The sequence below is a fragment of the Nitrospirota bacterium genome (assembly GCA_030645475.1).
In the GTDB taxonomy this organism is placed as follows: domain Bacteria; phylum Nitrospirota; class Nitrospiria; order Nitrospirales; family Nitrospiraceae; genus Palsa-1315.
The window spans coordinates 105,133-126,356 of record JAUSMA010000068.1; the positions used below are offsets into that span (position 1 = coordinate 105,133).

Genomic DNA, 21,224 nt, shown 5'->3' on the forward strand with positions numbered 1-21,224 from the left:
CTGTTACTCAGCGCACTACTTCTGATTCCCTCCATGACGGCGTCTGGTTCAGGGGCCGGCTCATCTGCCGACGGCGCGATGACAGAAGGCACGCAGGCCTTTCAACGTGGCGCCTACGAAGAGGCGTTAGGACTGTGGAAAGATGCCGCACGGCAGTATGAGGGACAGGGCCGATCGCACGATCAGAGTCGCGCGCTCGTCTCTGCAGCACGAGCGGCTGAGTCGCTGGGCCAAACCAGACAGGCCCTCCAACTCCTTGAACTGGCCTTGGCTCTTGCGCAGCAGGCAGCGGACAGTCAGTGGGGGGCCACAGTCATGGCACAACTGGGACATACCTATCTGACGGCACGCCAGCTCGATGCCGCCTCGACTCATTTGACGAAAGCCCGTGAACTCATCAAGGAGAAATCATCGCCGGCGCTTGAGGCTGCTCTCCTCAACGACCTCGGGATTCTCGCTGCGCTCCAGAACCGTCCAGAAGAAGCCCTCACTCACTTTACGAACACCGTCCAGTTAGCCCAACAAGCAGGGCTGTCCCTTGTCGCACTGCATGCACGGCTGAATGCAGCACGAACAAGTTTGCAACTCCATCAGCCGACGAACAGCCGCATCTGGATCGACCAAGCCCTTGAACAAACCGATGCCTTGCCGGCATCTCGTGAGAAGGCTATTGCCCTAATGAACATCGGGCTGCTGTATCGCAATCTGCTCCCCTCCCTCCCGGACTTCCGTAGCCCGCTGACCCTCAGAGCGGCAGGAGCCTTACAAGAAGCGGCTGGCCTGGCTGAACAGATGGGCGATGCGCGCACCCTGTCGTTCGCCCTCGGACATCTCGGCCATCTCTATGAGTTGGAGGAGCGGCTGGACGAAGCCCTGGCCTTCACGAGACGCGCGATCTTTTCCGCGCAATCGGTCGATGCACCGGAGTCGTTGTACCGTTGGCAATGGCAACTCGGGCGACAGTTAGCTGCCACAGGGACGCTCGACGAGGCCATCGCCTCCTATCGACAAGCCACAAGCACGTTACAACCGATTCGTCAGGCCGTCGCCGTGGCTGCGGCAGACGCCACCTGGTCGGATGAGAATCCGATACGCCCATTGTTTTTTGAGCTGGCAGATCTGCTGCTCCAGCGGGCCTCGCTGACAGAAGCGCAGCCGGCTGCCACGCAATACCTGTTAGCGGCCCGCGACGCCATCGAAGCCTACAAGGCCGCCGAACTGCGAGACTACTTCAAAGACGAATGTGTCGATGCGCTACAGGCCAGACTCACGAAATTCGATACCCTGGCGGCGAACACGGCTGTCATCTATCCCATTCTGTTCCCGACCAGACTGGAACTGCTGGTGAGCCTGCCCACAGGCCTCACCAGATTTGCCGTGCCGGTCGGTGCGGACATGCTCACGAAAGAGGTCCGCCTCTTTCGCCGCACCGTCGAAAAACGCACTACGCGGGAATATCTTGCGCATGCCCAACAGCTCTATGACTGGATGATTCGCCCGATCGAAACAGCACTGGCCCGTGAGCATATCACCACCCTGGTCTTTGTCCCGGATAGTTCACTCAGGACGATTCCCATGGCGGCCCTGCACGACGGTGCCACATTTCTCATCAATAAATATGCCGTCGCCGTCACGCCAGGGCTCAACTTGACCGATCCACGTCCGATAGACCGGGAGCGGGTGAGGATGTTATCCAGCGGACTCACAGCAGCCGTGCAAGGATTTCCTGCCCTGCCATATGTCGCGGGTGAAATGAGCACGATTCAAGACCTCTACCGCGGGGACCAGTTGTTGAATCGAGACTTCCTCACCACCAGACTGGAACATGAATTGCGGGATGGGCAGTATGGGATTCTTCATATCGCCACCCATGGACAGTTCGCCACCGATGTGAATCAGTCCTTCTTACTGACGTTCGACGGAAAACTGACCTTGAACCAACTGGATCGGCTCATCGGATTATTCCGGTTTCGTCGAGAGCCGCTCGAATTGTTGACCCTCAGTGCCTGTCAAACAGGGGTAGGAGACGATCGAGCTGCCTTGGGTCTCGCTGGTGTCGCCATCAAGGCCGGCGCCCGCAGCGCGTTGGCGACGCTCTGGTTCATCAACGATGAGGCTTCGTCTGAGCTGGTCACTGAATTTTACAAGCAATTGCGCAACCCTAAGCTGTCAAAGGCACAAGCATTGCAACTCGCACAGCAGAGGCTCTTAGCAGATCGGGTCTATGAGCACCCGGCCTACTGGTCGGCGTTCCTCTTGCTGAATAACTGGCTGTGATTGGCATCATGAGCATGCTAGAGTACATCGGTGGACGCCCCTCACCGCTTCAACGACAGAGGTTCGGCGTGAAGACATCGGTCATCGTCAACAGCGCATTGCTCATCATCCTCAGCCTGCCTGGCTTCAATTCAGGCGTAAACGCCACGTCTATCGCCGACCGGCCCATCGTCGCCCAATCCGATCAACGGGAAGAGCCGACGATGCCGTTCTATACCCCTCGGAAAAAGACCACACCCCGCGCACGAGTCGGAGGAGGCTTACGGGGAACGGATGGGAAAGACCCTGAAATCGTGGCCCTGGTTCCCGACCATGTCGGCCTCACGGTGAAACAGGCGCCCTCCTTAAACTGGTTCCTCTCCAAGCCGACCTCCTTGCCCATTCGGTTTACACTCATCGACACCCGATCGGTCAAACCGTTGCATGAAGGCCTGATTCCCACACCGAATCATGCGGGCATCCAATCGCTAAATCTCAAGGATCTCGGGTTGACCCTCGAACCGGAAGTGCAATATCGCTGGTATATCTCCGCCATTCGCAATTCGGAATCCCCGTCGCAGGATATCGTCGCCGGCGGGATCATCGAGCGCTGTGAATTCAACGCTTGCCTGGTGGAAACGGCCGTCGACCTCACCTGCGACCGGCAAAGCATTCTGCGAAATGCCGTGCGAGGATTCTGGTACGATGCCATGGCCTGCCTCTGTGAGTTAATCGACGCGAATCCATCCGACCAGATCCTCCGGAGACAACGTGCCGCGCTGCTCAAGCAGATCGGTCTCCATGGGGTGGCAGACTGGGATCTTCGTTCAGCTCAAACCCCCATCCGCTAGCCCTGCCCTCATCACCCCGTTATTTGCTTTCTCTCGTGTGTGTGGTTGAACCAGATCAACCCTTTCCCGTCTCTTCGATCCGGTCAATCCAATTGGATTCAGCACAGAATCCTTTTCGATTCAGGCAAACCATTCATTCCTTCTACGACAGCCGCGCAAGATCTATTTCTCGGCTAAAACCATCAACAACGATAGAAGCGCTGTACCGTCCTAGCAGGCACACAGCTTGCTGGATACTCATATAACTAATGGCAATTCCAGCAATGAAGGGAGGCGCGACGATGACACAGGAGATCATTGTGTGGGCGCTCCTTGCCGGATTGGTCGGCCTCATCTGGGTCATCGCAGTCAGTATCCTTAGTACCGACCATCCCTCCCAGCACAACCAACAAGGTGGTGCTCAGCCGGAGCACCGTAATGGATACAAACCACATGAACAGACAGCCCAGCATTCCAACACCCCAGCCTGACAACGGAACCTCTCATCCTCATTCTTCCTCTAGCCGCATAGAGCAGACACGACTATCCGTCGATCATCCCTCCCTCAATGGAAACCTCCGAGAGGTCCGGCCCTCTCCCCATTCGGAGAAACAGCGAGTCACCATCTCCATTCCCACCCCTCTCATTGAGCGCCTCAGAAATGCGGTGTATTGGACAGGACATGGTCCTCTAGTGGCCCTCGTGGCTCATGCAATCGAAGACATCGTGATCCAGATGGAGGAGGTGAACGGAGGAGCCTTTCCCCAACGTGTTGCCCCCCTGAAGGTAGGGCGACGACAAGGACAACGCTCCCCTCTCCGCCCCGCCACGGGCCACAGTCCCACATCAACATTCCCAGACAGACCGTAGTGATGAATCGAACCGGCTAGCAGGCTGCGGAAAAACTCGGTGTATGCGAAAAACACGGTTGAACTACTCCGAACGATATCGAGGTCTGAGTTACCACAGGATGCTCAAAAAGGCCGTCCAGCAAGGCCGCAGCGAGCGAAGAGGCGAGGCGTACGCATCGGTACGTTGAGTCTCTTCGTGAAGCGAGAACGCCGCTGGCGGACTTTTTCAGCATCCTGCGAGAGGACGCCGATGAAGGCATGCGAGAGTTTCGAGAGTTCGAGCCTCGGCACAACCAGCGCATTCAAGCAGGATGCGCAATGGTTGACGTATCGGGACCTGAACGATAGACACAGGGGACAGTTATCGCGATCGTATTCTGTTTATAATACACAGAGCGCGCAACCGCGCGATGACTCCGACCACTCGAACCGCTATGGTCGCTGAGGCCTCAATGGTCACTGCAGCGAGTCGCCACTCCGTGCTCGTCGTGGAAGATAACCCGGACCTCGTGATCGGGCTGCGAGATCTTTTGCTCCATGATGGCTACGCCGTCACCGTGGCCGGCACCGTCGCCGGCGCCATCGAACTCATTCGAACCCATCGCTTCAACGCCATCCTCCTGGACTTGGGCCTTCCGGACGGCGATGGGATCGATGTCTTGAAAGAAACTCAGCGCCTGGACCCGTCTCTCCCCGTCGTGATCGTCACGGCCCATATCTCGCCGGACCGCACCGTGGGATCCCTGACAGAGGGAGCGTTTGCCTATCTGACCAAGCCCTATCATCGGGAAGAGCTCAGACAAACGCTGCGGCGCGCGATCGGAGTCAAGGAACTCAGCGTACAGGCCGAGCTGACAGCGCATCTTCTCCACGAAAGCGAAGCCCGCTTCCGCTCGCTGGTCGAGTCGGCCACCGACGCGATCCTGGTAGCCGATGGGCGCGGGGTAATCATTTCCTGGAATCGATCTGCGGCGGGGCTCTTCGGATATGCCAGCGAGGACGCAATCGGCACACCCCTGACCCTCCTCATGCCGGAACGGTACCGTTCCGCACATGAAAAGGGTCTCGCTCGCATGGAATCCACGGGAACGAGCCGCGTGATCGGATCCGTGGTGGAGTTACACGGACTGAGGAAGAATGGCACCGAATTCCCCATCGAACTCTCGTTGGCAACCTGGAACACGACTGCCGGAAACTTCTACAGTGGCATCATTCGGGATATTTCCTCGCGAAAGAAGACCGAGGACGCACTGCGCCGGAGCGATCAGATTCTGCGAGAAGTGGCCGACAACACCACAGCAGTCATCTACGTCAAATACGCCGACGGCCGGTATCTCCTGACGAATCGACGGTTTGAACAGATCTTCAACCTGACAACCGATCAGATCGTGGGCCATACCGATCACGAGATCTTCCCCTCACATATTGCAGACAAGTTTCGCACCAACGATCTGGTCGTGCTGGAGCAGAAACGCACGGTCGAGTATGAAGAAGAGGCGCCACACTCGGATGGCGCGCATACCTATATCTCCATCAAATTCCCGCTGTGCGATCACACCGGCACAGCCTACGCGGTCTGCGGTATGTCGACCGACATTACCGAGCGCAAACAGATCGAAACCGCCCTCCGCACCCATGAAGAGCAGCTCCGCCTGGCCCTGACCTCGACAGAAGTGGGCGGCTGGTCCTGGGACTGCCAAACCGGACGAATCTATTGGTCGCGGCAAGTCGACGACATGCTTGGCGTCTCGGAGCGCTTACGGCCACATACCCAGCAGGAATGGCTTGCGCTGATGTACCAGGATGACCGGCAGACAGCCGCGCAGGTGATGAGTCGCGCCATGGAACAGCCCGGCACAGAGGTGTTGTTTGAGCATCGGGTCATGCGAAAGGACGGCAGCCTCCGATGGTTCGTCTGGACCGGTCACATTATTCGAGATCGTGACGGGAACGCCGTGCACATGTTAGGGATGGTCCGCACCACACAGGCGACGACAGTCTGATGAGCACCATTATTGACATCGAGAAGCCCGTCTGTTCAGCATACGCCGTCACGGCCTGGGCAGTGGCAAGACTCGTCTTGTGGCTGGGACTCTCTTCCCTCTTCGTCTCCGAATCCGCCGCGATGGACATCGCGATCCTCCAATCTTCGGACATCGCGGCCTACCACGAGGCGATTGCTGGCCTAAAGGCCACCGGCCCGATAGGCGCGATCTATACCGAATACGATATGCAAGGCGACCTGGACCTCGGCAAGAAGCTCGCGCGTAAGTTACGCGCATCCAATACATCGCTGGTGGTCGCCGTGGGGCTCAAGGCCGCGCTGGCGGCAAAATTAGAAATTATCGAGATTCCGATCGTCTACATGATGATCCTGGACCCGCTCAAACATCAGCTCACAGCCGGCAACATGACCGGCACATTGCTGGAGGTCCCCGTCGACCGGCAGCTCAAGATCATGCGGATGTTTTTCCCGACCCTCCGCCGGCTCGGGACGCTCTACGACCCCGCCAAATCGTCCTCGCGGGTGAGGGAGGCTGTGCGGCAATCCACCAACGCCGACTTTCAACTGAAGGGGCTTCCCGTCGAGAGTGAGAAAGACGTGCCGCAGCAGTTGCGTGTCTTACTCTGGGATGTGGAAGCCCTCTGGCTCATGCCCGACTCCACGGTACTGACGAACGAGTCCGTGCAATTCATCCTGGAATCGTCATTGGCGCGCCAGATACCTGTGATCGGCTTCTCACCGGAGTTTACTCGTCTGGGAGGGCTGCTGAGCATGTCCGTCAACTATGGTGAAGTCGGTCGAGAGACCGGCCTGCTCGCCAAACGTATTCTCGATGGGGAACGGCTGCTGCCGCTCAACCCCGTCCCGATCGAGCGCATCAAGATCACGATGAATCTTAAAACCGCCAAGTTCCTGGGCCTGACGTTTACGAAAGAGCTAACGAGTCTCATCGATGAAACCTATTGATGGGGACAGGCATATGAATCGTCCAGACACGGCAGAGGGCCCCATGGGTCCCAGATCCTTCCCGGCGAACCGGTTCTTCAGCCTACGCTCAAAGTTTGTGCTGTTTTTCAGCCTCATTCTGATCGTCGCCTGTTCAACCTTGAGCTGGTACTTCGTGGAAAAGAGACGCGAGGCGATGATCGACAACCTTCAGCAATTGGGCGCGATCCTGCTCACGAGCGTGGTGCACAATGATCACTTTCGATTTGCGGGTCTTGTCGCAGAAGATCGCGCCACGCTCCAGCAATTCACGGAAGGCCTTCTGGCGGTTCAGGATGTGGTGTATGTCGTCATCACTCGGCCAGACGGTACGGTGCTCGCCCGGCAGACGAAAGGCACCCGCCCATCCTCTGGCAGCCTTGCACGGTCCATCGACCGTCCCCTGTACCCGGACCCCGACATCGCCACACAGTACGTGCATTCTTCCAGCAACATTCCTCACATGACCCGCCTCTCCATCTCCAACTCATTGGGCAATCGATTCGCCTGGGAAGAACAGGTGTACGACTTTGCCATGCCGGTGCTGCGGAAAGGCCATGACGCCACCCCGATGCCGCCCTTTTCTATCCTGCTGGATGAAGGGAACACGAACGCCTCGACGACACTCCTGTCCGGTGTCGTCCAGATAGGATTGACCGACGCGCACGTGAAGCACGAGCTCGCGACGATGATCAGAAACATTTTTCTCCTCACCGCGCTCATCATCGCCGCGGGCATGTTGGGCGCCCACCTCCTCACCCTCCGAATCACGAAACCATTGAGGCGACTTGCCGACGTGGCGAGACAAGTCGCTGAGGGCCAGTCGCCCATGCCCCTCACACCCTCCACGCGCGACGAAGTCGGACAGCTGACGAGCATGTTTAACCTCATGACCCGTTCGTTACAGGAACGAAGCCTCGCCATCACCGGAAACCTCGCTACCATTAAACATCAAGTCGGCCAATTGACCACGTTGCATGAGGCAAGTGCGGCCATCACCAGAACATTGGACCTAGACGAGCTCCTCAACACGGTGCTCCAACTCCTGATGGCCAACCTGGGTTTTACACGGATGCTCTTGGTATTGCGGGAGCCCGAGCGAGACTCCGCATCTGTGGCTCAAGTCGCAGGTGTCACGGCCGACATTGTGGAAGCGGCCCGTCATCTTGAGGTGCCCATCCAGAACGATGGCAGTCTCCAGGCGGATCTGTTGATTCACGGCAAGCCCCTGCTTATCCTGAGCCTCGATGTCGTGTCGAATCGCATGCACCCATCGGTGCTGGCGTTAGCTCGCCGGACAGGAGTCACATCCTTCGTCGCGGTCCCGCTCCAGAGTCACAACCAGATACTCGGATACCTCGCCGCCGACCGTGGATCGCAACCCTGCACGGACGAGGATCTCCATATGCTGCTGACGATTGCCAGCCATGTGGCCGCAGCCATCGACAATGCCAGGGCCTATTCGCACCTCGAAGAACTGACACAGCACCTCGAACAACGCATCACGGACCGCACCATGGAATTATCGATCGCCAACGAACGGCTCCAAGAGCAGGATCGGCGGCGGTCGCTGTTTCTCTCCGTCGCGTCTCACGAATTGCGCACCCCCATGACCGTGATCCGAAGCTTTGCGGACAATATGCGCGACGGGATCGCAGGGCCTGTGAGCGACCAGCAAGTCACCTATCTCACACGTATCGAGCACAACCTGAATCGACTCACCCGAATCATCAATCAACTCCTCGATTGGTCGCGCCTTGAGTCACAGAAGGAAGTCCTCTGCCTCAAACCGGTCTGCGTTGAAGCCACGGCCCTCCTGGTGGCCGATAGTTTGCGCACCGTGGCGGCTGAAAAAACGATCGCCATCGAGATCGTGCATGAGGATGGGCTTCCTGCGGTCTTGGGCGACCCCGATAAACTGGAACAGGTTCTCTGGAACCTGATCGGCAACGCGATCAAATTCACCCCGCCCGGCGGCCGCATTACCGTCGACTTCCAATCGATCCCCGAAGGCTTCGTCCAAACCTGCGTCGCTGACACCGGCTGCGGAATCGACCCGGCTCATCTCGAAAAACTCTTTCAGGAGTTCTCGAAAGTGCCGTCGGCGATCCCCGCCGCTCAGGGCGCGCAGCTCGGCCTCTTCATTACAAAAAGCCTGGTGGCGATGCATCGCGGAAGCATTTGGGTCGAAAGCACACCTGGAGCCGGCACGCGCTTGTATTTCACGATGCCGGTCGCGTCCTCGCAAGAAGAAACCCGTGCTGAGGGCGGCGTATGAGAGAGAGGAGTATATTTTCTCGTGCCTAAGGTCTACACTTTCACTAGAAATCCACTATCGCGGCTGACACCATGCGCGCCAAAATCCTAATCGTCGACGACGATCGCGATATTCTTCTCGGACTCGAGAATCGTATCACCTGGATGGGGCATGAGCCTGTCACAGCCGACAACGGCAAGGACGCGTTGCGTCTGATCGAGCAGGGAGAATTCGATCTTGTCCTCCTGGATCTGGAGCTGCCGTTCCTCTCCGGTCTGGAAATCCTAGAACGGGTGAGAGCCAGCTCGCACAGCGAGCAGCGGACCGAACGGGCCACCAGCACAGCCTACACCACACCGCTCATCGTCATCCTGACCGCCTTCGGCACCATCGAGCGTGCGGTGCATGCCATGCAACTCGGCGCATTCGACTTCTTGGCGAAACCGTTCAGCGCCGACCACCTCACTGTTGTCGTCCAAAAAGCTCTCGCCACCGTGGCGCTGCAGCGTCAAGTCGATGTGCTCCGTCAAGAAGTCGACGATCGCTATGAACATCTCGTAGGGGCCAATGCCAAGATGGCCGTCCAACTCACGATCGCCAAACAAGCATCCACGTCCGACGTGACCGTCCTCCTGCTCGGGGAAACCGGAACGGGAAAGGAAGTCGTCGCCCGCGCCGTTCATCGATGGAGCCCGCGCCGTTCCAAACCCTTTGTGGCGGTCAATTGTGCGTCCCTGCCGGAACAGCTCCTCGAGAACGAACTGTTCGGCCATGAAAAAGGCTCGTTCACCGGAGCGATCAAACGGGAGCCAGGCAAGATCGAGGTGGCTGAGGGCGGAACGGTGTTTCTCGACGAAATTGGAGATATGCCGCTGCTCTTGCAAAGCCGCCTCCTGCGGGTCCTCCAGGATCAGACTTTCTATCGTGTGGGCGGAACCCAGCCGGTTCACACCAATGTGCGTTTCATCGCGGCCACGAACAAAGATATTCGTCGCGCGATCCAACAAGGCACATTTCGTGAAGATCTCTACTATCGGCTGGCCGTGATCACCGTGACACTCACGCCCCTACGTGAACGAATGGACGATGTCCCGGCACTCGCCCAGCACTTTCTCAATCGCGGGGTCAGAATGGGGATTCATCGCCCCTGTACCCTCAGTGCCCAGGCCTTACAGGCATTGCAACAGTATCAGTGGCCTGGCAATATCCGCGAGTTGGAGAATGTGCTGACACGCGCCCTCATCTTGTGCCCCGAGGATATCCTTGAGCCCGCGTGCCTGCATCTATCAGATGCGCCGTTCCCCTCGACGACCGACACCGAAACAGGCGCTCCGCTCCGTCTCTATCATGAAAGCGTAGAAGCCTATAGTCGGAAGATCATCGAAGAAGCGCTACGCAGGAATGGGTGGAACCAAACCAGAGCCGCCGAAGAGCTTGGCCTTCAACGGACCTACCTCACAAAACTGCTCCGGCAAAAAGACATCCCAGGCAGAGCCCCTACGGGACCAGCCCCCTCATCCGTCGACGATGCACAGTGACTGGATTCTCGATACCCGTGACGCGTATCTCGGGAAGCGTGAAGCGCGACCCAAAGGCTAAAGGTTCGAGCACGTCAACCTTCAGCCATGAGTCCGCCTTACTTATCCGAGCGGTAGCGCATGCGGGTGCCGTGGAGGAGGGAAAGTTCGATCTCACTGGCGGTTAGTTCGACGGGAAAGTAGGCGCCTGAAATCTTTGCGGCGTTGATGCTGGCGCCTTCAAGTCGGGCGTTTCGAAAATCGATGCTGCGCAGATCCGACTGACGAAAATAACAGTCGGTGAAGTCCAAGCCATCGGCATCTAGCCCACGCAGCTCAAGACCACGCAGATCGCACCCCCGCAGATCGACCTTCTCTCCCGAGGCTTTTTTGGCATTGAATTCGGTGATGCAGCCTTCGCGAAGCAAGAGATACATCGGATCGTTGGGAATGCGCAGTTTTGAACGGGCAGGGTTGTTCGCGTCCATGAGTCTCCGATCGTGATCGCTCTATCTATCTATCGGAACTTTCCTGGCCGACTTGAGGAGCTGCCAGGCGAATGAATCGCTGAAGTCCGAACGATGAACGAGGAAATGACGATCCAGTCCTTATTCATCGTCCATCGCTCACCGTTCAACGCTTCCTACCTAGCGGACTGTTTCAGCATCATGCCAGACGAACCGTAAACGTGACCTCGTTGCCCTTATCGTTATAACGAAGGTCGGGGAAGAACGACTGCGTGAGGAAGATGCCACGCCCGCTGGCATCCCCTGTCGGGCAGGCATCAAGACGAAGGTTCCCGCGCGACTTCCAATTGAATCCCTTCCCCTCATCGGCAATCTGGTACGTCAAGATCTGTTGCCGCTTCTCGTAGATCGCGCGGATCGTGACCCGCCGGTCTCGAAAACGAGCGTCCTGCCGTCGTTGCTGAATCAGCGCGTCATATTGGTCTTTCGCCATAGCCTCAATCTTGTCGCGATAGCGAAGTTCGAGGCAGCCATGTTCGACCGCATTCATCACCAGTTCTTGCAACGCGGCTCGAAGATGGAGCTGTCGTGCCTCCATCAGCCCCATCGCCGTCCCTTGAATGAGCCAGGTCACCGTGCTCTCGACGTAATTCGGGTCGGGGCCCATGACCAGCACATACTCCAACCGTTCGACGCCCGGCGCATCGTCCACGGAGGCAGGCAGCGAATGGATCGCCCGTTGCAGGACCTGTGCAAAGGCCTCCTCATGAATCGGTTGCTGCACATAATCCAGGGCGCCTGCGCGCAACCCCTCCATCGTCGAGTCATCGTGCCCTGCGTCGGTGAGGAGCACGACGGGACAGGTCGGACGGCGGTCACGAATCTGCTTCACCAACGTCATCCCGTCCTGATCCGGCAGAAAGAGGTCCATAATCACGATATCGGGCTGCGTCATATCGAACGTCGTCAATCCGAGTGCCGGGGTCGTGGCAGCAATCACCGAATGTCCCTTCGCCCGCGCATGTTCCAGGATCACAGTCTGGGTATCGGGATTGTCTGCCACGACAAGTAACGTACGCGACGGTGTGGCGTTCATGATGGAAATCCTCCGGCGATCAAATCCCGAAGCGCGGCATGCACCTCGGCCAAACATCTCTCGACATCCGCACAAACCGACTCGGCCTCGGTACAGTCGCCCTGGCGTCCAAGCATTTCCAGACGCTGCACACGCTCGAAGAGGCGCGGCGCACAAATAGGCAGGACAGATCCCTTCAGCTTATGCGCCGCCGCCGCCAGCCCGTGACAATCCTGCCGGACTAACGCCGCATGCGCCGCAGCCACCTCTTTAGGGCTCTCTTGCATAAAGAGGTTCGCCAACGTCAGGAACAACTCCTGATCGCCATCGGCCAGGTCCAACGCCTCGGACAGCACGAACACCTCTAATGTATCCATGTATGGTTCTTCCGATCACACACTTAGTTCCAGCCCCACCACCGCCGCGTCATCTAAAAAATCGCTCTGCGCTTGCCAGCGTCTGGCTTCCGTAAAGCAATGGGCAATCGTGGCGGCAAGCGGGACATGCTGTTGTGCCTCGACGGCTTGCTGGAACCTCCAGCGGCCCCAGGGCTCTCCGGTTGTAGACGGCGCTTCGTAAATGCCGTCGCTCAATAAAAACAATCGATCCGCGGGCTGCAAAGTAATCTGGTCGCCGGTAAAGACGGCAGCCTGGTCGAATCCAAGGGGCGAAGAGGGCCGCGTCAGCCACCGAGAAGGCCGCTCTGCCGGGCTGAGCAGCACGCCATGATGACCGGCCGAGGCATAGGATAGGCTGCGTGTCGGCAGGTGGATCTGCCCGACCCAAAGCGTGAAATACTCTCCTTCAGCACTCAAGGGAAACTGCCGGTTCGCTTCGTGCAACACTTTCGCAGGATCGTATGAACCGCTCTGCCGGAGGATGTTTGGCACCTGGAGGAACGTCATCAACGACGCCGACCGCAAGGCAGCCGCCACACCATGTCCGGACGCATCGAGAATATACAGGCCCAGGTGGTCCGCATCGATAGCGGCCACACCAAAGAGATCGCCGCCCAATGTCAGCGCCGGTTGATACTCCCAGGCCAACGAAAGGCCTGGAGCCGGGTTTCCTGGCGGGGGTAACAACGAATGGACGAACGCAGCGGCCGACTGCAGATCGGATTCCATCTCCGTCTGCTTCGTTTGCAGCAGGAGCATGGACGACTCCAGCTGAGCGCCCGTCGTTTCCAGCTCACGCACTAATCGGCCGGTGCGCAAACCGGCCAACACACGCGCCGTGATTTCCTGCTTACTGGCCGCCTTACTCAGAAAATCGTCGGCCCCCCGCGCCAACCCTTCGGCAATCTGCGCCGGTTGATCGTGGGAGGTCATCAGCAAAATATAGATGGATTTCATCGTCGGATCGCGCCGTACCGTTTCGCAGAACGTGGGGCCGTCCATCTCCGGCATCATCCAATCGACGATGATCAGATCGGGACGTTCGCGCCCAGCCACGTCAAGCGCCTCTCGTCCGTTTCCTGCTTCCAACACCCGGTGCCCTAACCGCTTTAGCCGCGCCGCCATGCTCATCCGCGTCACCGGTTCATCCTCCACCAGCAAGATCGTCGCGACCATAAAACAGGCTGGTGCCGACGAACCGAAGGAATGAGCGATACGTTGAGTTGAGTTGTGATTCATGAGCCTGCACCTTCGTGATCGGAGTGGTTACGCCGCACGCGCCGTCAGCGCGTCCCCCTCGGTCTCATAGATCGGGATCATTTTCGGAATATTCGCCAGGCTCATGATTTCCCGCACGTAACTCTGCGGCTTCAGGAGACTGAACTGGGCCTGTTGAAGCTTGAAGCTCTGGGACATAAGGACGAGTAACCCGAGACCGGAACTGTCCACGAATCGAACCTGCTCCAGGTTCACAATGAGATGCTGGCAGTTCCGGCTTTTCACCTGTTCGACTGCGGTCTTGAACGCCGCCCGATTGCTATATGTCAGATCGCCTTTCACATCCAGCACGGTCGCGTCTTTCGAAGCACGTTGTGTAATTTCCATATGCAGGTCCTTTCATGGCATGACGCACGGATAATGTCATCGACGGCCAGACAAGCGCGGCACATCTGTCCGGCCCTTCTTCAAAGACAGCTTGCGTAAGCGAGCATTGCCGCAGGAATATCGTCCAGCAGAAAAATCATATCGACACCTCCCGTTCTCATCGCTTCTTTCGGCATCCCAACCGCGACACATCTTGCCTCATCTTGAGCGACGGTAGAGACTCCTCGACAGTGGAAAACGCCGACGATCAGATCCTGACGCGCCAAGTGGATTGAAGTGCCGGAAGAATCTGCTGACAAAGAAAGTCGAAATGCTTGGGCTCGCGGAAAAAGTCGGTTTTGTTCGTCGAGACAAGATTGAGCAGTAGTGTTAACTCCTCCCCGTCCGTCTCGCCTGCAACCAGATCGTAGTAGGCTTGAAACGAATCCAGTTCCAACGTCCTTAGCCGTTTGGACAGCCGGGACACGAGCAGAGTTTTTTTGCTGTCATTCAAACTGATGCCGCACTCCTGATAAATGAGCGCGCAAAACTGTTCGAACTCCTTGGGTGAAATCGAGTAGTCCATAACCGGCGCCGCTCCGAATAGGGCGAACAGCGAGCACAGCGTTGCCACCGCTGTGACAATGACCGCTCATGCATCAGAGGTGACCACAGACCCTGCACTATACAGGCTGTCGAGTCTCTATCGGTTGGTTGCTGTCGATTCTTGACTCACCAGCGGTGGGCAGAATCTGCCGAGTAGGGAAGAGGGAGGGGGGGGATGAGTCTGTTTAGACTATCTGGTTGGTGGGGGAAATTGGGCGTTTCTGGTTTCGAGTTTCGAGTTTCGAGTTTTTGGAGGGAGCAGCCTCCGAACCAGAAACCTAAAACCTGAAACTCAAAACTCCTATCCCCGTCCGCCTTAAGACCTCGGATACCAGACAAACAACATGAGATAGACCAGATAGGCCGTCACCATGGTGCCGGAAAAGGTCCAGACTAAGAGTTGCCCCAACCGGCGATGCATCGATAGCCTAGACGACATCGCGCCCACGCTCCCGTAGCGAATCCGGTGGAGCCCCATGTAGAGATTGTAGCCGCCAAGGCTGATCGTCGTGACCGCCAGCGCCATATGAACAGAAAACAGCGGCACATAGAGCGACCAGTAGTGCGAGTCCGGCCCTCCGAATCGCTCCCGCCCGAAGAGGACTTGCTTCAACACGTAGGCCACAAGCCAGATCCCGACGATCGTGCAGGCCACGATCATGCGGCGTGAATGATGCGATACCTCATGCTGCTTCGCGAATCGAACGCCGGCCATCGCAACCAGGTAGGCAGCAGTGATGCTGGTTAGCACGCCATACCAGAGCCAATTTTTCATGTCCATAACGCCCCCCAATGAAGCGGGAGAGATTCGTGCCGGTGAGTGCGCTATCGGTTTAGCGGGCCCCTTGCGTAACAACCCACGTCGGCCAGTTGACGCGATAGCGAGGAGAGAGTAGCCGGAACATTCTTATTCTGCATAGGCACAAGGAACTTGTTCAGAGGTGAGGGCTTACGGAAATTCCCAGTGGCATCCTGACCCGAACCGACATGTCTGATGAAATCCCCCTCAAGAATCAACGCGATGAGTGGCACTGCCATTCGGCTCCTATTCGTACCCCGTGCAGGAAGGACCAGCGAGACACGGAAACCGTCGCAGGGTCACGTCGGCCTGATGAGGGTGAGAACGGGCGTCATACCAAAGGGAAGAAGGCCGCCTCAGTCCTTCGCCACGGCATTGGCTTGAGACTGTATGTATGCCTGGAGTGTCGTTTCTAATTCTTGAAGAGCTCGCCACAATACAAAGCATTGCGGCCGAGTCGGCAGAGGTGGCCCCATGCACTTCGAATACAACAGTAAGAATTTATCGGCACCAAGCATGGACGCGCTTTCCGCAAGTTCCTTCAGCAACCGCCCCAGATTCTCGGAAATGGGCTCGTCCGAGTCTCCTTGTTCCAACACCACAATCGGTAGGGCTGCAGACAATTGGGCCGCAAACGCATTGGCCAGTTCGTGATATTCCGCCAACTCAATGTCCAATCTCTCCATCGTTTTCTGCGCACTAAGAAGCACGAGCGGCTGAGATCTCATGAGGTGCTCAACCCGCTTGGTCAACTCTTGCCTGTCGATGGGTTTGACCAGGAAGCCATCGCACTGTAGGCCCTGCACCCGTGTGATGGTCTCAAGATCGGCATGCGCCGATGTGACAAGAATGGGAACATGGTTAGGGCTCAGCAAGTCCCTGACCTTCACAATAAACTCCAGCCCATCCATTTCCGGCATCATGTAATCCGTGATGATCAGCTGAATGTCTGGTGTTTCAGGCACAGTCGCCAGTGCTTCTTTTCCATTCCTGGCCACCACCGTCTGATACCCCTGTGCGTGCAGCATGAGCACTAACAGCCTCGCGTTGACCGGATTATCTTCAACGATCAGAATAGACATCGTGCTCGTTCCTTGCCGTCTCATGTACTAGTGTGGTGACAACAGAGGCACCGCTTCCACACCGCAGGGCCTCTCGGGCGATCAAGTGGCCGTCTCGCCAGAGGCGATCTGCAGCGGACGGTCATCTGTTGAGTCGGAGCTCGAGGCCGGCGCGCTGACCCAGCGCGCGAGAATCTCTGCCAACAGTTTGGATCGCACAGGCTTGCTCAGGTAGTCATCCATGCCGGCTGCAAGGCACAGGTCTCGATCTTCCTGCATGGCGTTTGCCGTCATGGCGATGATGGGGATATGGCGAGAGGCCAGGGGCGAAGGGCGAATAGTCCCGGAATCAGTCGCCGCGTGTCCCGTGCCTATTGCCTCTAACCTGCGGATTTCACGCGTTGCGTGGAATCCGTCCATTTCCGGCATCTGGCAGTCCATCAAGACCGCGCTATAGGGGATGCGCGCCAGTGCGTCGAGGACCTCCAGGCCGTTGGCCACGAGATCCACGCGATAGCCCAACTTTTCCAGCATGCGTACGGCGACTTTCTGGTTGACGATGTTATCCTCGGCAAGCAGAATCCGAGCGGTGGCCCGCGCTTTCGCCTCGGCCAAACTGTGGCGAGTGACAAGCTCGGAAGGGGGCGTTCGGTCACTGGACTGTCCCGCGCCAGAGGTGGCCTGCGCTGGCAGTTTCACAACGACCGTGAGGCAATTATACAGTTGCGACTCATGCACCGGCTTGGTGAGGTAGGCAACATATCCGGCTGTGTGCGCCGCCTTGGCATCGCCGCGCTGGCCCTGGGACGTCAAGAGAACGAGCCTGGTTGACGCCAGCGCAGGATCGGCTTTGATCGCCCTGGCTAGCTCCAGGCCATCCATCACCGGCATCTGCATGTCAATGATTGCGAGGTCGCACGCGTCGTCATCCGCTGCCGCGGTACGCAAGCGTTCCAGGGCCTGGGAGCCAGCCTCCGCCAGCAGGCACCGGACTCCCCATTTCGTGGCGTACAATTCCAGGATGCGGCGGTTGATGGGATGGTCATCCACGATGCACAGGCGCAGCCCTCGCAAATCCTGGGAGGCCAGGTCCAGCACCGACAATGTGCCTGGCTGCGGTGTGCCGAACTGAAGCGTGAACCAGAAGGTACTGCCTTTGCCCAGCCGGCTGTCCACACCGATCTGGCCACCCATGAGTTCCGTGAGCTGTTTGCAGATGGCGAGCCCCAATCCTGTGCCGCCGTACTTGCGCGTGGTCGAGCTATCGGCTTGACTGAACGACTGAAACAGGCGCCCTTGCGCGTCAGGAGACAGGCCGATGCCGGTGTCCTGCACCTCGAACCGTACGGTGACACCGGTATCGGTTTGGTGCAGCAGCTTGACGGACAGCACCACATCACCCTGCTCCGTAAACTTGATGGCGTTCCCCACGAGGTTGAGCAGGATCTGGCGGAGTCGTCCGGGATCGCCACGGAGTACGGCAGGCACATCCGCATGAACCAGACAGGCCAGCTCCACCCCCTTGCCAACCGCGCGCGCGGCCACCAGATCCAGCGTCTCGTCGACCGCGGTGCGAAGGTCGAAGTCGAGGATTTCCAGGCTCATCTTACCGGTTTCAATCTTGGAAAAGTCGAGGATGTCGTTGATGACGGTGAGCAGATGATCGCCGCTGCTGCGGACGGTCTCGGCGAGCTCCCGCTGCTCCGGCGTGAGGTCTGTGTCGAGCAGAAGGCTGGTCATGCCGATCACCCCATTCATAGGGGTGCGGATTTCGTGACTCATGGTGGCCAAGAACTCGCTCTTGGTGCGGGCGCTCGTCTCCGCCAGCTCTTTCGCCGCCAGCAGTTCTTGTTGCGCCTGCCTGTGCTCGGTGATGTCGCGAACGATGGCCACGAAGCGCGGTTCCCCACCCGCCTGCTGCACGAGCTGCAGAGCGATTTCCACCGGAATGTCGTGCCCATCCTTGTGCCGGTGAAGGGTCTCGAAGATCAGCGAAGGCTGCGTGCCGTCGAACAGCGGCCGCACCAATGTCTGAAAACGCTCTAGCGTGAACTCTGGCTTGATGTCCACGGGCGTCATCTGGAACAGCTCGGCTGGGCTGTAGCCCACCTGCTCGCATGCCCCGCGGTTGCAGTAGATGAAGCGCAGCGTATCGGAACGGAACATAAACACGCAGTCGAGCGTCTGGTCGAGCGTGGACTTGAAGTGAGCGAGCGCCGCTTCACGCTCCCGCCGTTCCGCCTCCGCCTGCTTACGTTCGGTAATATCGGAAAAGGTCACCACCGCACCTTTCAACACATCGGCCTCAAAGACGGGACGCGAGGCAATCTCGGCTGGGAAGGCCGTCCCATCTTGCCGCCAGAGCACGTCCTCATCGGTCTGGAACCCCTGACTGGCCTGGCATGCTCGGTAGATAGGGCACTCGGCATAGGTATACGACGAGCCATCTTCATGGGAGTGATGAATGAGTTCATGCAGGTCCCTGCCCAACAACTCGTCAGGCTGATACCCGAGCAATGCTGCGCCGGCCCGGTTGATAAAGGTGCAGCGGCCTTGACAATCGATGCCACAGAGCCCTTCGACTGTCGAATCCAGCAAGAGACGAATCTCACGACCCAGGCGCTCCCGTTCGGCCTCCTCCTTTTTCCGCTGAGAGATATCGCTAAGGACTGCCATCGCAAACGAGCCTTCCTCCGTTTCCAGATAGCTCAAGCCGGCTTGGATCTGAAACTCGGTCCCATCCTGTCGACGACCGACAATCGTGCGGTTGAGTCCCATCGGCCTCGCCACGGGCGACTCGTGGTAGCGGGCGCGGTGCGTGCGGTGCACGTCCCGGACAGCTTCAGGCATCAGCATCTCGACAGAGTGACCGATCAACTGGCCTGGTGCATAGCCGAATAGCAGATCGACCTGCCGGTTGGTTAACACGATGGTGCCTTCGACATTGGCCAGCACGATAGCAGCCGGCGCATTCTCCAGCAGCATGTGAAACTTGCGTTCAGCAACCTGTGCCCGGTTGCGCTCCTCATCCGCCGCCCCCCACGAGTGCGTGAGGCGGGTAATACTCCAGAGCAGGATTCCGATCAGCGGCAGTCCGATGCCGGCACCTGCCGCCCCGATTTTCCAGATGATGTCCCTGATTGGAACCAGGATGTCGCTCCGGTCCACGCGCACCAACACGCCCCACCGCAGACCCTTGAGATCTTCTGTCCCCTTGGTCTGCGCATACCCGGTCACGACATCGACCTGCCGGCGGGCATGCTGTTCTTCAATGAATCCGGCTGGGGCCGCATCAAGCAACTGCGCCGAGAGGACCCTCTGCTGCTTGAGGTTGACCCGTCCCTCTTCTCTCAGAAACGAATCGACGAACACCGCTCCTTCATGATCCAGAAACAGATACTCGATGCGCGCCCCTGTTCCCCATTGGGCCTGCAACGCGTTCACGACCCGCGCGAAGACATCCTCCAGGACCGGCAACCCCACTTGGCTGATCACCGTACCGATAAACGCGCCGCGCGCATCATAGAGTGGGCTCACAAACATCACCGCGAAGACCCCCTCGTCGTCCGGTGCCGCCTCCTGAACCACGGCGCGTGATCCAGCCCGCACCGCCCGGAAGCCCGGCTCCCCACTCATATCGCGGCCCTTACTAGTTCGGTCGGTCGAAACCAGAACCCGGCCTTGTATATCCGTGACTCCCACCCAGCGATAGACGGGATAGGTTTCCATTAAGGCCTGGAGCCGTCGCTCCATTGCCGGATAGTCGTGCCCCTGAAACACCAATGACCGCGACAACATCTGAACGTCGCCGTGGCGCTCAGCCATCTGCATGTCCAGCTTGTCCGCGATATCGACAGCGGCCAACGCGAGGCTCTGACCCGCGGAGGCCACCATGCTCGTTTCGACATACTGGAGGACGAGGCCCCCCAGCAGCAGAGCGACCAACGTGATAGCGACGATCAGCGCCGGCAGCCAACGAGCGTAGGAACGGATTTTCGGTGGTCTATCCATACGGTGGCCTCGTTACGACGCCTGATCGAGTGAGTGATCGTCAGGGGAGAGGCTGCGCCATAGCACCTGCATAATTGGCAGGCAGCCTTGCTCCCACCTCTTCCCCTTGAGATCGATTACGCCGTTGCTGATGAGTTGGCTGCCTAGAACGCTTCAGCTGATACGGATAGGTGTCGTTGTTCGACGTTGCTCTTCACGTATCTTGTCGGTTTGTTCGTGCATGAACTTAACAGGGGTGAAACGTGATCAGGGTCGGAACGACCCCGTGGCCGGTCTTGCAGAATGCGCCGTCTCCTGACGCCCATGGGAAGGCTCAGCAGATTCGAGAATCCATTCGGGATAAGAGCAGGTGGTCGCGTAGAGAGCTGAGGGAGTCATCTCGAGCCTCTAGCAGGCTGCGAAAACTATGTTGGCACAACAGGAAAACACTCCCGCAGGCTCGCGGCGCGAGACGAGCGAGACGGATTGATCTGGTTCATCTGGTCAGCCTGATTGCTCGTTCCAAGTTTCTGGTTTCTAGTTT

The 21,224-nt window shown here is 58.3% G+C and carries 17 protein-coding genes; 7 read left to right on the forward strand and 10 right to left on the reverse strand.

Features of this window, described 5'->3' with window-relative positions:
• The first annotated feature begins 33 nt into the window (after positions 1-33).
• The 7 genes from Q7U76_14830 (at position 34) to Q7U76_14860 (ending at position 10,721) form a co-directional block, all read left to right on the forward strand.
• Positions 34-2,277, forward strand: coding sequence for a CHAT domain-containing protein (locus Q7U76_14830; protein MDO8357659.1), 2,244 nt, complete (start codon positions 34-36; stop codon positions 2,275-2,277).
• A gap of 8 nt (positions 2,278-2,285) precedes the next feature.
• Positions 2,286-3,107, forward strand: a complete 822-nt coding sequence (locus Q7U76_14835; protein MDO8357660.1) for a DUF928 domain-containing protein — start codon at positions 2,286-2,288, stop codon at positions 3,105-3,107.
• A gap of 281 nt (positions 3,108-3,388) precedes the next feature.
• A complete protein-coding gene (locus Q7U76_14840; protein ID MDO8357661.1) occupies positions 3,389-3,577 on the forward strand; it encodes a hypothetical protein in 189 nt (62 codons plus the stop codon).
• Between the two features lie 812 nt (positions 3,578-4,389).
• Complete coding sequence (locus Q7U76_14845) at positions 4,390-5,940, forward strand: PAS domain S-box protein (protein MDO8357662.1); 1,551 nt, start codon at positions 4,390-4,392, stop codon at positions 5,938-5,940.
• Entirely contained in the window at positions 5,940-6,908 is a 969-nt protein-coding gene (locus Q7U76_14850) for an ABC transporter substrate-binding protein (GenBank protein ID MDO8357663.1), read from the forward strand. Before Q7U76_14845 ends, Q7U76_14850 begins: the two co-directional genes overlap by 1 nt.
• Positions 6,909-6,951: 43 nt before the next feature.
• Positions 6,952-9,204: an ATP-binding protein gene (locus tag Q7U76_14855; GenBank protein ID MDO8357664.1), complete on the forward strand. Its 2,253-nt coding sequence runs from the start codon at positions 6,952-6,954 to the stop codon at positions 9,202-9,204.
• Positions 9,205-9,275: 71 nt separating this feature from the next.
• Positions 9,276-10,721: a sigma-54 dependent transcriptional regulator gene (locus Q7U76_14860; GenBank protein MDO8357665.1), complete on the forward strand. Its 1,446-nt coding sequence runs from the start codon at positions 9,276-9,278 to the stop codon at positions 10,719-10,721.
• A 98-nt stretch (positions 10,722-10,819) separates the two neighbouring features.
• On the opposite strand, the gene Q7U76_14865 is transcribed toward Q7U76_14860, so the two are convergent.
• The 10 genes from Q7U76_14865 to Q7U76_14910 all read right to left on the reverse strand — a co-directional run bounded on the left by Q7U76_14865 (position 10,820) and on the right by Q7U76_14910 (position 20,701).
• Entirely contained in the window at positions 10,820-11,188 is a 369-nt protein-coding gene (locus Q7U76_14865; protein MDO8357666.1) for a pentapeptide repeat-containing protein, read from the reverse strand.
• A gap of 178 nt (positions 11,189-11,366) precedes the next feature.
• Positions 11,367-12,263 carry a response regulator gene (locus Q7U76_14870; protein ID MDO8357667.1) on the reverse strand — a complete coding sequence of 299 codons (897 nt, stop codon included), beginning with the start codon at positions 12,261-12,263 and terminating at the stop codon, positions 11,367-11,369.
• A complete protein-coding gene (locus Q7U76_14875) occupies positions 12,260-12,619 on the reverse strand; it encodes an Hpt domain-containing protein (GenBank protein MDO8357668.1) in 360 nt (119 codons plus the stop codon). The genes Q7U76_14870 and Q7U76_14875 overlap by 4 nt, the downstream gene beginning before the upstream one ends.
• 15 nt (positions 12,620-12,634) lie before the next feature.
• The gene (locus Q7U76_14880; GenBank protein ID MDO8357669.1) at positions 12,635-13,879 is read right to left on the reverse strand and encodes a SpoIIE family protein phosphatase; all 1,245 of its coding nucleotides are present in this window, start codon (positions 13,877-13,879) and stop codon (positions 12,635-12,637) included.
• Between the two features lie 27 nt (positions 13,880-13,906).
• Positions 13,907-14,245, reverse strand: a complete 339-nt coding sequence (locus Q7U76_14885) for an STAS domain-containing protein (GenBank protein MDO8357670.1) — start codon at positions 14,243-14,245, stop codon at positions 13,907-13,909.
• An 80-nt stretch (positions 14,246-14,325) separates the two neighbouring features.
• Positions 14,326-14,511 carry a chemotaxis protein CheB gene (locus Q7U76_14890; protein MDO8357671.1) on the reverse strand — a complete coding sequence of 62 codons (186 nt, stop codon included), beginning with the start codon at positions 14,509-14,511 and terminating at the stop codon, positions 14,326-14,328.
• Positions 14,493-14,810, reverse strand: coding sequence for a hypothetical protein (locus Q7U76_14895; GenBank protein MDO8357672.1), 318 nt, complete (start codon positions 14,808-14,810; stop codon positions 14,493-14,495). Before Q7U76_14895 ends, Q7U76_14890 begins: the two co-directional genes overlap by 19 nt.
• A 336-nt stretch (positions 14,811-15,146) precedes the next feature.
• A complete protein-coding gene (locus Q7U76_14900; GenBank protein ID MDO8357673.1) occupies positions 15,147-15,605 on the reverse strand; it encodes a DUF420 domain-containing protein in 459 nt (152 codons plus the stop codon).
• A gap of 380 nt (positions 15,606-15,985) precedes the next feature.
• Positions 15,986-16,711: a response regulator gene (locus Q7U76_14905; protein ID MDO8357674.1), complete on the reverse strand. Its 726-nt coding sequence runs from the start codon at positions 16,709-16,711 to the stop codon at positions 15,986-15,988.
• Positions 16,712-16,792: 81 nt separating this feature from the next.
• A complete protein-coding gene (locus Q7U76_14910; GenBank protein ID MDO8357675.1) occupies positions 16,793-20,701 on the reverse strand; it encodes a PAS domain S-box protein in 3,909 nt (1,302 codons plus the stop codon).
• Positions 20,702-21,224 lie beyond the last annotated feature (523 nt).